The organism is Hanstruepera flava (assembly GCF_023634025.1).
GTDB lineage: Bacteria > Bacteroidota > Bacteroidia > Flavobacteriales > Flavobacteriaceae > Hanstruepera > Hanstruepera flava.
In genome coordinates this window covers 33,942-47,809 of record NZ_JALJCW010000001.1, presented here as the reverse complement: position 1 = coordinate 47,809, position 13,868 = coordinate 33,942, and the positions used below count along the sequence as shown (strand labels likewise).

Annotated in this window: 14 protein-coding genes; 6 read left to right on the top strand and 8 right to left on the bottom strand. The window is 34.8% G+C overall.

All coding sequences use genetic code 11. The annotated features are described in order from the left end of the window. The first annotated feature begins 35 nt into the window (after positions 1-35). Together MTX13_RS00260 and rocD are read left to right on the top strand one after the other, a co-directional pair. Entirely contained in the window at positions 36-422 is a 387-nt protein-coding gene (locus tag MTX13_RS00260) for a DUF6768 family protein (RefSeq protein ID WP_250432372.1), read from the top strand. Between the two features lie 136 nt (positions 423-558). Beyond that, positions 559-1,803 (top strand): ornithine--oxo-acid transaminase, encoded by a 1,245-nt coding sequence (rocD, locus tag MTX13_RS00255; protein ID WP_250432371.1) that lies wholly within the window; start codon positions 559-561, stop codon positions 1,801-1,803. Positions 1,804-1,870: 67 nt separating this feature from the next. Here rocD and MTX13_RS00250 read toward each other — a convergent pair whose 3' ends face one another. The 5 genes from MTX13_RS00250 to MTX13_RS00230 form a co-directional block, all read right to left on the bottom strand. Further along, on the bottom strand, positions 1,871-2,206 hold the full coding sequence (locus tag MTX13_RS00250) for a CCC motif membrane protein (RefSeq protein WP_250432370.1): 336 nt from the start codon (positions 2,204-2,206) through the stop codon (positions 1,871-1,873). A gap of 7 nt (positions 2,207-2,213) precedes the next feature. Then, positions 2,214-2,498 (bottom strand): DUF2752 domain-containing protein, encoded by a 285-nt coding sequence (locus tag MTX13_RS00245; RefSeq protein WP_223033520.1) that lies wholly within the window; start codon positions 2,496-2,498, stop codon positions 2,214-2,216. Positions 2,499-2,547: 49 nt separating this feature from the next. Beyond that, a complete protein-coding gene (locus tag MTX13_RS00240; RefSeq protein ID WP_250432369.1) occupies positions 2,548-4,437 on the bottom strand; it encodes a T9SS type A sorting domain-containing protein in 1,890 nt (629 codons plus the stop codon). A 63-nt stretch (positions 4,438-4,500) separates the two neighbouring features. Next, on the bottom strand, positions 4,501-4,809 hold the full coding sequence (locus MTX13_RS00235) for a hypothetical protein (RefSeq protein ID WP_250432368.1): 309 nt from the start codon (positions 4,807-4,809) through the stop codon (positions 4,501-4,503). Between the two features lie 6 nt (positions 4,810-4,815). Continuing rightward, positions 4,816-5,544, bottom strand: a complete 729-nt coding sequence (locus MTX13_RS00230; protein WP_250432367.1) for a hypothetical protein — start codon at positions 5,542-5,544, stop codon at positions 4,816-4,818. 129 nt (positions 5,545-5,673) lie between these two features. On the opposite strand from MTX13_RS00230, the gene MTX13_RS00225 reads away from it, so the two are divergent. Both MTX13_RS00225 and MTX13_RS00220 read left to right on the top strand, forming a co-directional pair. After that, positions 5,674-5,868, top strand: coding sequence for a hypothetical protein (locus MTX13_RS00225; RefSeq protein ID WP_250432366.1), 195 nt, complete (start codon positions 5,674-5,676; stop codon positions 5,866-5,868). Next, on the top strand, positions 5,855-6,406 hold the full coding sequence (locus MTX13_RS00220; protein ID WP_250432365.1) for a Smr/MutS family protein: 552 nt from the start codon (positions 5,855-5,857) through the stop codon (positions 6,404-6,406). Before MTX13_RS00225 ends, MTX13_RS00220 begins: the two co-directional genes overlap by 14 nt. Positions 6,407-6,408: 2 nt before the next feature. On the opposite strand, the gene MTX13_RS00215 is transcribed toward MTX13_RS00220, so the two are convergent. Further along, positions 6,409-7,347 (bottom strand): hypothetical protein, encoded by a 939-nt coding sequence (locus MTX13_RS00215; RefSeq protein WP_250432364.1) that lies wholly within the window; start codon positions 7,345-7,347, stop codon positions 6,409-6,411. A 126-nt stretch (positions 7,348-7,473) separates the two neighbouring features. Between MTX13_RS00215 and MTX13_RS00210 the strand changes: the two genes are divergently transcribed. Both MTX13_RS00210 and MTX13_RS00205 read left to right on the top strand, forming a co-directional pair. Next, entirely contained in the window at positions 7,474-8,619 is a 1,146-nt protein-coding gene (locus MTX13_RS00210; RefSeq protein WP_250432363.1) for a cysteine desulfurase family protein, read from the top strand. Positions 8,620-8,683: 64 nt separating this feature from the next. Next, a complete protein-coding gene (locus MTX13_RS00205; RefSeq protein ID WP_250432362.1) occupies positions 8,684-9,565 on the top strand; it encodes a hypothetical protein in 882 nt (293 codons plus the stop codon). Between the two features lie 40 nt (positions 9,566-9,605). On the opposite strand, the gene MTX13_RS00200 is transcribed toward MTX13_RS00205, so the two are convergent. Then, positions 9,606-12,068, bottom strand: coding sequence for a TonB-dependent receptor (locus MTX13_RS00200; protein ID WP_250432361.1), 2,463 nt, complete (start codon positions 12,066-12,068; stop codon positions 9,606-9,608). 11 nt (positions 12,069-12,079) lie between these two features. Continuing rightward, a complete protein-coding gene (locus tag MTX13_RS00195) occupies positions 12,080-13,771 on the bottom strand; it encodes a M23 family metallopeptidase (protein ID WP_250432360.1) in 1,692 nt (563 codons plus the stop codon). Positions 13,772-13,868 lie beyond the last annotated feature (97 nt).

The following is a 13,868-nucleotide window of genomic DNA, read 5'->3' as shown; positions in this document are numbered from 1 at the left end:
TCCTGCCTTCGCAGGAATGACAAATAAATTATATTATGAAAACTAATATGGAAGACATTGACAAAATAATTAAGGACACCTTAACCCAAGAAGAAGCAAAATTTTATGATGCTTTAGATGAACAAAACGTTTTACAGATGGTTTTGGGTTTGTTTAAAGGCAAGAACAAATGGATTATGTTTTTAATGAATGTTATGACACTTGTGTTTTTTGCACTATTCATTTACTGTATCGTACAGTTTTTTAAAACCGATATTCAAAAAGATTATATAAAATGGGGCATAGGTAGTGTGGTATTCTTATTAGGAGTAAGTATGCTAAAGCTGTTTGCTTGGATGCAAATGGACAAGAACGCCTTATTGAGAGAGATGAAACGCTTGGAATTACAGATTTCATCATTATCTGGAAAAATCTCTGAATAACATTTTACCAAGCAGGTAATATTTAGTATTTTGCAAGCCCTAGGGATGATTTCTTTCCCACGCTGAATTTTCGAATCTTTTCGGAAGGATAAAGGTAGATAAGGAATGGTTATTTATTAATTTAAAACAAATTAAGATGGCTGTTTTAGACCACATTTCATCGCAAGAAGCGATGGCTTTAGAAAACAAGTATGGTGCTCAAAATTATCATCCACTTCCAGTTGTGTTGAGCAAAGGGGAAGGTGTTTATGTTTGGGACGTAGAAGGGAAGAAGTATTACGATTTTTTATCGGCTTACTCTTCATTAAATCAAGGGCATTGCCACCCTAAAATTGTACAGGCAATGACAGATCAGGCACAACGTTTAACCTTAACTTCCCGTGCCTTTTATAACGATATGTTGGGTAGGTACGAAAAGTACGCCACACAATATTTCGGGTTTGATAAAATGCTGCCTATGAACTCTGGTGCCGAGGCTGTTGAAACGGCTTTAAAGCTTTGCAGAAAATGGGCTTATGAAGTTAAAGGCATAGACCTTAATAAAGCAGAGATTATTGTTTGTAAAAATAATTTTCACGGTCGTACTACGACTATAATTTCTTTTTCAAACGATCCTGTTGCCCGTAAAAACTTTGGACCTTATACTGATGGCTTTATTAAAATAGAATACGATAATTTGGCTGAATTGGAAGCCGTGTTGAGTACAAATCCTAATGTAGCTGGTTTTATGGCAGAACCTATTCAAGGTGAAGCTGGTGTTTATGTGCCAAGCGAAGGGTATTTAGCCAAAGCTAAGGCACTATGTGAAAAGTATAATGTACTGTTTATTGCAGACGAAGTTCAAACGGGAATTGCTAGAACCGGTAAGCTGTTGGCAGTAGACCATGAAAATGTAAAACCAGATGTTTTAATTCTTGGTAAGGCCTTAAGTGGTGGCTTATATCCCGTTTCAGCAGTTATGGCAGATAATGATATAATGAACGTTATTCAACCAGGTAATCACGGTAGTACGTTTGGAGGAAACCCTATTGCCGCAGCTGTAGCTATTGCTGCTTTAGAGGTTGTTAAAGAGGAAAATTTAGCTGAAAACGCTGATTACCTTGGAAAAATATTTAGAGCAGAAATGAATAAGTATATTGAAACAAGCTCTATAGTTAATTTAGTAAGAGGTAAAGGTTTATTGAATGCTATTGTTATCAATGATGATGAAGATAGTGATACGGCTTGGAATATTTGTTTAGCGCTTCGCGATAATGGTTTGTTGGCTAAACCAACCCATGGAAACATAATCCGTTTTGCGCCACCATTAGTGATGACAGAAGAACAGTTGTTGGATTGTGTATCAATTATCACTAAAACCTTAAAAGAATTTGAAGAGTAAAACTATTTAGATTCGAAGTATAAAAAAAGCGACCTATAGGTCGCTTTTTTTTATTTAACTAATAAATTTAGTTAGCTTCTTTTACTCCTTGTTGATAGCCTTCCATAAACTCATTAAACATTTCTACCCGTTCTTGATAACCACCTGTTGCTAGATCATAAATGTTGTAAAGCAATGTGATTCCACAAATTATGGTTACCACTAATGCAACTGTTTTAGCTGTATTCATAGCTTTTAGATCTCCTTCATAATCGTCAGGATTTAATTGAGCATCTTTGATTTTTTTGTTTGCCATAAAATATGCAGGAGCAGACAATATAATTCCTAACCCACCAAAGCAGCAACACAAAAGACCAAAGATTGACAATACGTAGATGAGAGTTGTGTTAAGTTGTTTTTTCATAAAAGTCTTAATTGATTAATTTAATTATATAATTACCAACAATAATTGCAACTGAAACAATTGCCAGTATATTGATAACTCTTGTTGCGTGTTTAAATTTAAAGAAAATATTTAGGACTATAATTACGAATAGGGGAATTAACGTATATATAGCTGGATACATAAAAAAGGCTTCAACAAATTCGCCTTTAAAAATTAATGCTACTGAACGTTGTAAGCCACAGCCCATACATTCAAAACCAAAAAGTTTTTTGTTTAAGCAAGGAATCATGTAATCTTCTACAGAAGACATAAATGGTATTAATAAATTTCAATCAAAGGTATAAAACTACAACGAAGAATTAATTTTTATTTGCAACAATAACTTTTTTACTGATTTCTTCACCTGACTTGAGTTCAATTTTAGTGATATATACACCATCGCTTAAGCTTTGGGTAGAGAATTTATAGTTGTCTTTTAAAGGTAAATTTGTTTCGTTTAAAATGTGTTTACCAGTAATGTCAAACAAAGTAACTTGATTAATGCTTAATCGTTTAGGGTTTAAAATAGTAAGCTGCGAATTGGAATTATCCTGATATATTGTAAAATCATTACTAGTTATTTCATCGGTACTTAAAGATTCAGATGTAAATGTAATTTCAAATCTATCAGAATATAATCCTTGGTCTAAAATTAATTCATAGGCTTGAACTGTTAAATCAACGTACACATCGTTGTCTATATCGTGAATGTATATAGGTTGCGACTCCTCAAAATTTTGGACATCGTAGATTCCGAATCTAACCAATTGCTGATTTTGGACCTTTACCACCAAAGGAATGCTTAAGGTTTCATCAAAATTAAAAGCTTGAATGGTATATGGTGTACCCTCAAGTGTCCAATGCGCATCTGAATTTAGTAACTCGCTAATTTGGGCTTCTAAACCATAATCAAAACCGTTTGTAGCGGTACGATGAAAATTCATTAATAATTGTCGGGTATAAGAGCCAGAACCGTTGTTGTCAAAACCTACATTTATTCTAAAGCGTTTAAAGTCTTCAGGAACCACATTGTAACCTTCATCGGTATATTGTGTTTCTGAAGTTCTATTGGCGTGCGCCCCATCGGTTCTAAAGAAACTACTGTTGGCATCAGACTGCTTATAATACACTCTGTGTGAATTCTTAAAAATAACGCTACTTGCACTCCCAGAGCCCTCCATCATGAAACCCTGTCCAATAGGGATGTACCTATAGGCTGTTTTAGGCATGGAGTTCGCAATTGGTGGACCAGAAGCAATAGAGCCATCTAATAAATACATGTAAAAAACGGCAGGTGTAAAAGAATCTACCACAGTGTCATCGGTTAAATCGGCAGGTGTTCCATTATTATTTGTTGCTGCATTAGTATACAAAGCATACCCACCAACATAGTCAGCTAAATTATGGGAACTAGATCCAGGATGCTGTTGCCAATATTTTAATACTCCAGTAGTATTGGTTTGATTATGTGAATCGTGAATAAAATAGTACGAGTCAATAGCAGAGGGATAAGGATTCCCCACTAAAGTTTCTTTATTCGGGTTAATGGTTGCAGAAATGTCCCCTTTATTTGGTCGTCCGCGAAAATCATATTGTTGCGCTCCACTTGGGTTACCTTTCATGGTAAATCCATAACCAGGGGCAAGGGTTCCGCTAGGGTCGCCACCAACAGGTAGTGAACCACCACCAAGACCAATCCAATCTTCATAAGGATTGGTTGTAGCAGGTAAACCAATATAGGTATATAACCAATAACTGGCAATTTGGGTGGCAGTACCATCATATCCGCTTATAAAACCAAATGGCGTACTTGTGATTGGTGCAGCAGTTTCCCTGTAAAAATTAATATTGGGTGTAAACACAGAATTCCCAGCTGGACCACTGTTTATACCAACAGGCGAACCCCAATAATTATATTGATAGGTATTTGAGTTTCCAGTTTGGTAAACACTTAATCTACCGGTTCCAGAATTTCCAGTAACACCATTGCCTTGAAATAGTTGCGCATCATCTCGTAAATAAATGGATGCATTGGTACCATCTAAATTAATAGCGTTGGTTACAAATAATGGCGCTGAGGCTCCAGAGGCATCAGAGCTAAACCCATCGCCATCAACAAAAACATAGCTGTTATTACTGACGTATAAGTCAGATTGAGCGTATGTTAAATTGAAAAGAATAATTATAAGAAACGTAAATATGTTTTTCATATAATCGATATTTTATTTGTCAATTGATTGACTATTTCAATAGATTTTATATTAAAATTAATTTTATTCATCTGATTTATAAGCGCCTATAGATTTAAGTTCTGGTGCTTTACTTTTCAGAGTATCTTGAGCTATGTCTTTATTTAGATTACTGATAACAACAGAAGATGTATTTAATTTAGGAGTTGCATTACTTTTTTTTAAAAAACTTAAACTATCTTTTCTTACTTGTAATTGATTCTCATTCATACCATAGCTTTTAAGAATCGGTTTCTCAATTTTATCGCCACTACTTTTTTTGTTTTGTGAAAAACTCACACAAAAAATTGATAAAAAAAGTAACGTTAAATAATATCTTTTTTGAATCTTCATGATTAATTATTGTAGTACAGTTAATGTAAGGTGATGGTAATCTGGATTGGTGTTAGCAAATATTGCTGCATTAGGGGTTCCAAAGATTCCGCCAACTTGTCCTTGTAGCTGTATCGTATAAGTATTGCCAATTGTCAATCCAGTTAGTAATTTATTAAAAGCTAGACTCCAAGGAGTAACAGTACCAGTTAAATCATCATAACTTTGTATTTTGGTATTGGAACCACCAATTGAAGTTGTACCATTTCTTGCCCTTATTTGAACAAAAGCCATTGAATTAGTATAACCAAATCCAGATGCCGTAAACATAATTAGTACTGAAGTTTTAGTTGCAGTAAAGGTTAAAGATGCACCAGTAATATTTGTCCAACTAGCAGAGCTTATCTGAAAATCAGTATTTACGGAAACACTTTGAATAGGTGCTGTTTGCTCAACACGAACCCATCTAGAACCATTGTTATAATATTGCCCTGGTGTAACATCATTTATAGTGGCAGTGTTATAAACAGACATTCCTTGAACATGAGCACTAAGAGGCGCAAAGCTAGCTGTAGAGGTAAGATTCATTCGTGGCAAAAGTAAACCACCAACATTTGTTGAGGCATCAATATCTAGCAGAGCATTGCTATTCGGACTGGTTGTACCAATACCAACTTGTGCGTAAGTTGAAAAGCACATTGTAATTATTAAAGCGAAATATAAGGAGCCTTTAATGAGTTGTGTGATTTTTTTCATAAAATGTTCTGTTTAAGTGAAATAGACATTATAAAATAAGAAAAAAATGACACATATTTATTTGTTGTTCTGTCATTTATAATTATTTTCGACCAATAGTTAATTTTTCACGATAATTGTATATTTAAATTGAAATATTTTAATTACTTATTGATTGTAATTGGCTGCGCTGTAGCTATTTACGCACAGGCGGAAGTCAAGCAGAATGAACTGGTTTTGATTTCTGGAATCGTTATTTTAATGCTTGGCGTTTATAGGATTTCTAAAACTATTCCGAGTAAATTTGCTACTAAAGACAATGACGTTATAGATGAAGAAGAATAAGCTTGAAATTGGAGATTTTGTTTCGGTTTTAGATGATGATTTATCGGGAACAGTAACTAAAATGAATAACAGCAATATTACCATTGAGACTGTGGACGGATTTAATTTGGATTTTGAAGAAAGCGAGTTGGTAAAAATCAATAAACCATTGCGCATATCCATGTCATCTCAAGATATATTGGAAAAAGAACAACCTGTTAAAAAACAAAGGCCAAGACAAAGAACCAAGGAGCGTTTTCAGCCTACTTTAGAAGTGGATTTGCATATCCATCATCTTACCGAAAACTCAAATATAATGACTAATCATGAGATGCTTACCTTGCAATTAGATACAGCAAGACGGCAACTGGAATTTGCTATACAGAAACGTATTCAGAAAGTGGTCTTTATTCATGGTGTGGGAGAGGGCGTTTTAAAAATGGAATTGGAATACTTGTTTGGCAGGTATAACAATGTTAAACATTATGACGCCGATTACCAGAAATATGGACTTGGCGCCACCGAAGTCTATATTTATCAAAATGTAAACGCAGAATGATTTTAAAAATCGGGAGTTACAATACGCGAACTCTCTAATCTATCATCGCCTTCTAAAGTCCCAAAATCAAATTCGTTTAGGTCAATAGTTGGTAGTCTAACTTCTTTAATTTCTAACTCTACAGTAAATTTTTGATTTATCACATGTGGTCTGTAGGCTGTAGCTGGTACTGTTGTATTTACCACAGGGTTTAGGTAATCAGCTATTGAAGGGTCTGTAAAATCGTTTGCTGGGTTTTGATCCTCAGAAAAATTTTCTTCGTCAATAGTTAAAACACCATCTCCATCATCATCATCATCCAGGTAATTTGGTATACCATCCATATCGGTATCTGCAGGATTTGTGAGGGGATCCCCATCGCCATCCAAGTCTGGATCGAGATCCAGCTCGGTACTTGTTAATACATTGTCGCCATCGTCATCAAAATCTAGATAGTCGGGAATACCGTCACCATCTGTATCAGTTGGGTTGGTAGACGGATCGTTATCTTCATCTAAATTCTCATCTTCCATGTCTGCAGGAATACCATCCTCGTCGTCTTCCAAAAGAAAGATGTATATTCCGGCTTCTCCTTCAGTGCTCAGTAAATCTTCAATTATTTCAATACCTGAAGGTGGTACAGGACTGCAAAACAATGTTGTTGGGTCTGAATTATACGTTCTGTAATTAAACTTGTTAGTATCTCCGTTAATGTTTACAATAAGTGTGTCTGTAACTAATTCGCCATCGTCATCTACCTCCAACAAGTCGTCTAAAGTTACTGATGGGTCGGTAATTTGAAGCGATAAGCTTTCATGGGGAAACTCTTTTATTTGGAAAAACACCAATTCGCCACAGGTTTTGAAGGTGTCGCCAAATTCAATTTCTACGGTTATAATATCACCATCGTCACAAGATGTTGTACAAATAAGTAGGGTAAGTAACCAAAAAAGTTTGCGCATGAATAGCATATTTTTAAGCAAAAATAAAAGAATATCTAAATATACAACGTAGCGAATTATAAATAATTTTATTTCAAGTATTTTTGCAATTCAATTATTTCTAGATTAGATACAAGCGCACAATTTATGAAGACAGTTTATTTTGATAATGCGGCAACAACCCAAGTTAGAGACGAGGTGATCAATACCATTACCGATGTTATAAAAAATAATTTTGGAAATCCTTCATCAACACATAGTTTTGGAAGATCATCTAAAGTTTTAGTTGAACAATCTAGAAAAACAATAGCCAAGCATTTACATGCTACTGCTAGTGAAATTGTCTTTACCTCTGGAGGAACAGAAGCCGATAATTTTGCCATTCAATGTTCGGTTAAACATTTGGGTGTAACACATATTATTACGTCTCGCTTGGAACATCATGCAGTGCTTCACACGGTTGAGGAACTTGAAAGAAATGGAAGGGTTCGTATAAGTTATGTAAATGTAAATAGTAATGGAGAAATTGATTATAATCATCTGGAGAGCTTGCTACACGACGATGAAAAAGCACTAGTAAGTTTAATGTTAGTTAACAATGAAATTGGCAATATTTTAGATGTTAAACGTGTTGGTGACTTATGCAAAACCCATGGGGCTTTGTTTCATTGTGATGCGGTACAGTTTGTGGGGCATTTTAAAATTGACTTACAAGATGTTCATGTGGATTTTCTAGCTGCAAGTGCCCATAAGTTCCATGGGCCTAAAGGTGTTGGGTTTGCTTATGTTCGAAAAAATTCAGGATTGAAAGCACTACTATTTGGTGGTGAGCAGGAGCGTGGTTTAAGAGCAGGAACAGAAGCTGTTCACAATATTGCAGCTATGGAAACCGCTATACAGGTGGCTTATGATGCATTAGATGAAGAACGCCAATATATTACAGAACTGAAATCTTATTTTATTGTTGAAATAACAAAAGCCATTCCAGGTGTAACGTTTAATGGCTTGTCTGGTGATTTAGATAAAAGTACCTATACTTTGGTTAATGTTTGTTTACCATTTACAGCGGACCAAGGTCAGATTTTATTATTTCAATTGGATTTGAAAGGTATAGCTTGTTCAAAAGGGAGTGCATGCCAAAGTGGAAGTTTAAAAGGATCCCATGTTTTATCCGAGATTTTATCTGAAGACGATATGAAAAAACCATCAATCCGGTTTTCTTTCAGTATTTATAATACCAAAGCGGAAGTTGATTATGTAATAAGTGTTTTGAAAGCGTTTAACCCAAATTAATTTGGTAGATGGGTATTTCTTTCGTAAACTCGTTATATAATTATAACATTAAGCTTTTTTTATTATGGGTAACTCAAGACTATTTCGGAATACATTTTCAATACTTTGTTTGGTTTTATTAGTAATCAGTTGTAGTAGTGATGATGATAATTCGGGAGAAATAATTGCCCCTCAACCAAAAGTTTTTGAAGGCGATGTGGTGCTATCTTCACAATCTGAAGTAGACGATTTTGGTACAAATGGCTATAATGTTATAGATGGTTTTTTATTTATTGGTGTAAACAATCCTAGTTCACCAGATCAGACAACTGATATTAGTGATTTGAGTGCGCTTTTGAGTATCAGTTCTGTTCAATATGGGGTTACAGTTTATAACAATCCGCTATTGAATAATTTAGAAGGGTTAAATAGTTTGACATACATAAATGGTGGAGCTTTAAAAATTGATTCTAATGAAAGTTTAGCTTCTATAAATGCGCTAACGGGTCTTGTGTCTTTTAGATCGTTAGAAATAGTTGGCAACCCAATGCTCTTGAATATTAATGGTTTAGAAGGTGTGCAGTCATCTCGCGAGTCCATCATTATTAGTGACAATCAAGGCCTATTAAACATTGATGGGTTGAGTGGTTTAAGAACTGTAGGAGGTGAGTTTTTATTTATTGCCGATAACGAGTCTTTAACCAATATAGATGGTTTAAGCAATTTAGAGAATGTTGATAGAGATATTGTTATTAGCAGTAATATAGAATTAGCCAACTTAAATGGATTATCTAGTTTAGAGCATGTAGGCGAAGATATCTATATCAATTTTAATGATGGTTTGATTAATTTTTGTGGATTGGAAAACTTGTTTATGGATGGTTCATTGGTAGGCTCGTTCAATACACTTGGTAATGGTTATAACCCTACTTCTGATGATATGATTAATGGAGACTGTAGTTTGTAATCGTTTTCCACATTAAGAATTTATTCACAACCTACAACATTTAAAAACGCATGCTGGTTCTAACGTTAAAAACTCTTGGCGTTAAGTAATTAGGAATTCCATATTGGCGTTTACTGTAGGCGTCTCTTACCCATGTGTTTGTAATTGAGTTTTGAACGTCAAATACATTAAAAATTTCAAACCCTACTGAAAGGTATTTAAACGGTTTGCGCCAGCCTTTGTTAAAATTGTCATTATCATCAACAATTACATACGAGAAGCCTACGTCAGCACGTTTATAATCGGGTAGTCTATTTTGATATTGATAAGGGTCTGCATAACTCGGTGCACCACCAGGTAATCCTGTATTATAAACTAAATTCAAGTACATTTTTAGCTTTGGTAGGCTAGGTACATAATCTTGAAATAAGGCTGCAAATTTTAAACGCTGGTCTGTTGGTCTGGCTATATAACCTCTATCATCAATATTTTCTTCAGTCTTTAGATATCCAAAGCTAAACCAGGATTCTGTACCAGGGACAAATTCACCATTCAATCTCATATCAAGTCCATAGGCATAGGCTACAGCATTGTTTTTTGCCTGATAGCGAATACGAACATTATCTATATTATACGGGTTTACATCGGTTATGTTTTTGTAAAAAATTTCGGTGTTGAGTTTAAAAGGGCGTTCCCACATTTTAAAACTGTATTCATGCCCTAAAACAACCTGAATGGATCTTGGTGCTTTAACATCTGGTTGAACAGTTCCTGAAGAATCTCGAAGCTCTCTGTAAAAAGGCGGCTGGTAATACAAACCACCACTTATTCTAAATAGCATGTCGGCATCCCAATTGGGTTTAATGGCAAATTGTCCTCTAGGACTTATAACAGTCTGACTAGAGCTTTCAATGCCATCGCCACTAACGTTCCAATTATGGACACGTGCACCAATGTTAAACCAAACATCGTTATCTCCAATTTCGGTTCGTCTACTCCATTGCGCATAGGCTTGAACTCTATTGATTTGTACATCGTTAAAAGCTCTAACATTTTGATAGGCTTCCAACGGACCTCCATAAGGCGCGTAGGGTTGTTCGTTAAACGCATCGCTAGAAGGTGGATTAATGGCAAATCCTGCAGAGTCAATCACTTCCCATTCAACTAATCTGTCGCGAATGTCTTCGTTAGTGTACTTTACTGAAAATTTTAAATCATTTTGTTCAACGGTGTAGTCTGCATTAACTTCAACATTTGTTATAAAAGCATCTAAATCATTACGACCATGATTAAGTTGTGAACCAATACCTTCGGTAAATTCCACTTCCCCTAAATCCTCATCACCGATATTAGTGTTAACTTCCCCTAAGCGGTATTCTGCTAAAATATCAAAATGTTCTTGCTCTGTAGTATGAAATGCAGATACAATGGCATTGACAGTTAAATTGTCGTTGGCAAAGTATGTTCCTTTTAAGGCTCCAAAAAAAGTTTGATATTCATCTTGTTCTTGGCCCTCATAAAACACCAATAATGCTAAGGGGTTTTGTAGTGTGCCAAAATTGGTTTGTCTGGTTTCAGGCTCGTAATTATATTGATTGATTGAAGCGTTTCCTAAAAAGCTCAACTGAAACTTATCGGTAAATTTATAGGTTATGTACGATTGAATATCGGCAAAGCGCGGATCGTAATTGGTTTCAGTTTCTTTGGCTTGAACCAAAAGACTGTTATCACGATACCTAACACCTAAAACACCCGACAACTTAGAGTCCTTGCTAATTGCTCCAACTGAAGCACTGGCGCCTAACAGGCTTAAGTCTACAGTTGCACCAAAATCTACAGGCTTTTTGTATGTGATATCTAAAACAGAAGCGAGTTTATCGCCATATTTAGCCTGAAATCCACCTGCAGAAAATTCAACGTTTTGTACTAAATCAACATTGGTAAAGCTTAAGCCTTCTTGCTGACCAGAACGAATTAAAAAAGGTCTGTAAACTTCAATGCCGTTTACATACACCAAATTTTGGTCGTAATTTCCGCCGCGAACCATATATTGTGTACTTAACTCATTATTTCCACTTACTCCAGGGAGTGTTTTTAATAAATTTTCAATACCAGGATTTGCTCCAGGAATTTTTCTAATGGTTTGTGGTTCTAATGTCGTGACACCTTCAACAGCTGTTCGTTTCACGTTTGAAATAACAACGGTTGATATCTGCTCGACATTGACATCCATAACTGGGTGAAATTCGATTTCCTCTCCGTTTTTAAGATTAAAGGTAGCCACAACACGTTTATGTGATAAGTGCGTGAATTCTATCCTTACATCTTGATTTGCAGGAATTTTTACAGTAAAAAAACCGTTTTCGTTTGTAGTAGTACCAGTATCTCCAGCATTTACATTAACATCTGCAATGGGATTGTTCGATTCATCTAAAATAACACCTCTTACAGTTCCGGTTTGGGCAAACCCTATGGCAGATAGAATAAAAAGTAAAGGAAAAAGAAAATTAAGTTTATAGTTCAAGACAGTTATTTTTATTTTCTGTAAAACATAGTTTCAAATGTAGTAGAATTTCCAACATTATCGGTAACAATTAGCTTGAAATTATTTTTGGTTTCTGTTGATACCTTATCATTAAAGTCATATTGTAACAATTTGGTTTTATAATCATATTCCATAAGAATCCATTTTCCATTTATGGTGGCCCGATAATTTGATATTCCAGATTCCTTATCATCAATTTGTATTTTTAAATACCGATAGTTACTTATCCATTTACCTTCAGAAACGTTTATAGGTTTGATGGTTGGTGCAATATTGTCACTTACTAGTGCATAGGTTCCTAATGTTTTGGTTGATGTTGTTAATATATTGTCTTTTCGATATGTAGGTGAGTAGATGGTATACTGCTTTCTGTAACCTACTAATCTTGCAATGAATAGTTTATCCGAGTCTTCTGGTCCATAATTGCTGATGTCATAACTAATGGAAAAATTATTTTTTACAGGAACTGTATCGTCATGAAGTGTTAAGGTATCATTTTGCACTCTAAAATCTATAAAGAAATCATCGTAAAATGTGTTTTGCGGAAAATGGACCTCTATAGTTTTGTCTACCAACTCGTTGGTTTTATTGGCATAGATAAAAAAGTCGGAACTAAACTTATCTTTTTGTTCTATGTCTTGCGACTTGTTACCTTCAATATTAATTGTTATCCAGGAGTTATTATTTTTAAAATCTTTAACACAAATTTTATACACTGATGCTATACTATCATTTATGGTTAAATAACCATCGTTATCTAAATTTTTGTACATGCTCAAAGGATTGTTTGGTTCAACAAACAATTTCTGAATGCGTTTTTTCTTGGTTTTATAATGTTCATAATCTATTAACCGGTTTAGATGTCTAGTTTCATCAAACGAAAAGCGTTTAAAATCAATTTCAAATTTCATATTACCATTAAACAACGCCTGAATATTGCTAACGCCATTGTTGTTGGAAGCTAGATCTTGACGATCATTGGCCTCAACTCCAAAACCAATTTTGCCAAAGGCCTTTAAGTTTTCAACCGTGTAATCACCATTGTCAAGCCTAATAAGTCTTAATTTTTGTCTTTCATTTGAGTTGTTTACATGCGAATCTTCATTAATAGGGTAGGCATAAACGTTTTTAATATCTGGAGCTGTTGTATCTTTTATGTCTAGTCCAAATAACATGGGATTAATAGGGCGTTCTTCGTTATCGCGAATTTCAAAGTGCAGGTGTGGGCCACCAGAACCTCCTGTATTACCACTGTATGCAATAACGTCTCCTTTAGTGAGTATGAGTTCATCAGAATTTGGAAACACTTCAATTTCAAAAGATTCTTTTTCGTATTGTAGTTTTTTAACATAAGCTTCAATAGTCGGAGAGAATTTTTGAAGGTGCGCGTAAACTGTAGTATAACCATTAGGGTGGGTTATATAAAGCGCTTTTCCATAACCATAATGCGATATTTTTATCCTGCTGATATAGCCTTCAGCCGCAGCATAAACTTTTAAGCCTTCACGACGTTGTGTTTTAATATCTAAACCCGAGTGGAAGTGGTTGGAGCGCAATTCGCCAAACGTACCAGACAATACTAGTGTAACATCAAGAGGGTTCCTAAAATAATCTTCAGGATATGGATTTTGGGCGTTGCAATAAACCGAAAAGAGAATTACAAATGACAGTAATTTTTGCATAAAATAAGTATTAATGCTAAAGTATTAATTTGTGTGAAATTGGCAAAAGAATAAAAATATATTGCTATTTAACTGATTACGAGATTTAACTGATAGC

Excerpts from the sequence above, each read along its gene's own strand:
- MTX13_RS00250 (WP_250432370.1), bottom strand. The coding sequence starts at position 2,206 with ATGAAAAAACAACTTAACACAACTCTCATCTACGTATTGTCAATCTTT.
- MTX13_RS00205 (WP_250432362.1), top strand. The coding sequence starts at position 8,684 with ATGGGTAACTCAAGACTATTTCGGAATACATTTTCAATACTTTGTTTG.
- MTX13_RS00245 (WP_223033520.1), bottom strand. The coding sequence starts at position 2,498 with ATGTCTTCTGTAGAAGATTACATGATTCCTTGCTTAAACAAAAAACTT.
- MTX13_RS00195 (WP_250432360.1), bottom strand. The coding sequence starts at position 13,771 with ATGCAAAAATTACTGTCATTTGTAATTCTCTTTTCGGTTTATTGCAAC.
- MTX13_RS00230 (WP_250432367.1), bottom strand. The coding sequence starts at position 5,544 with ATGAAAAAAATCACACAACTCATTAAAGGCTCCTTATATTTCGCTTTA.
- MTX13_RS00210 (WP_250432363.1), top strand. The coding sequence starts at position 7,474 with ATGAAGACAGTTTATTTTGATAATGCGGCAACAACCCAAGTTAGAGAC.
- MTX13_RS00235 (WP_250432368.1), bottom strand. The coding sequence starts at position 4,809 with ATGAAGATTCAAAAAAGATATTATTTAACGTTACTTTTTTTATCAATT.
- MTX13_RS00220 (WP_250432365.1), top strand. The coding sequence starts at position 5,855 with ATGAAGAAGAATAAGCTTGAAATTGGAGATTTTGTTTCGGTTTTAGAT.
- MTX13_RS00260 (WP_250432372.1), top strand. The coding sequence starts at position 36 with ATGAAAACTAATATGGAAGACATTGACAAAATAATTAAGGACACCTTA.
- rocD (WP_250432371.1), top strand. The coding sequence starts at position 559 with ATGGCTGTTTTAGACCACATTTCATCGCAAGAAGCGATGGCTTTAGAA.
- MTX13_RS00240 (WP_250432369.1), bottom strand. The coding sequence starts at position 4,437 with ATGAAAAACATATTTACGTTTCTTATAATTATTCTTTTCAATTTAACA.
- MTX13_RS00215 (WP_250432364.1), bottom strand. The coding sequence starts at position 7,347 with ATGCGCAAACTTTTTTGGTTACTTACCCTACTTATTTGTACAACATCT.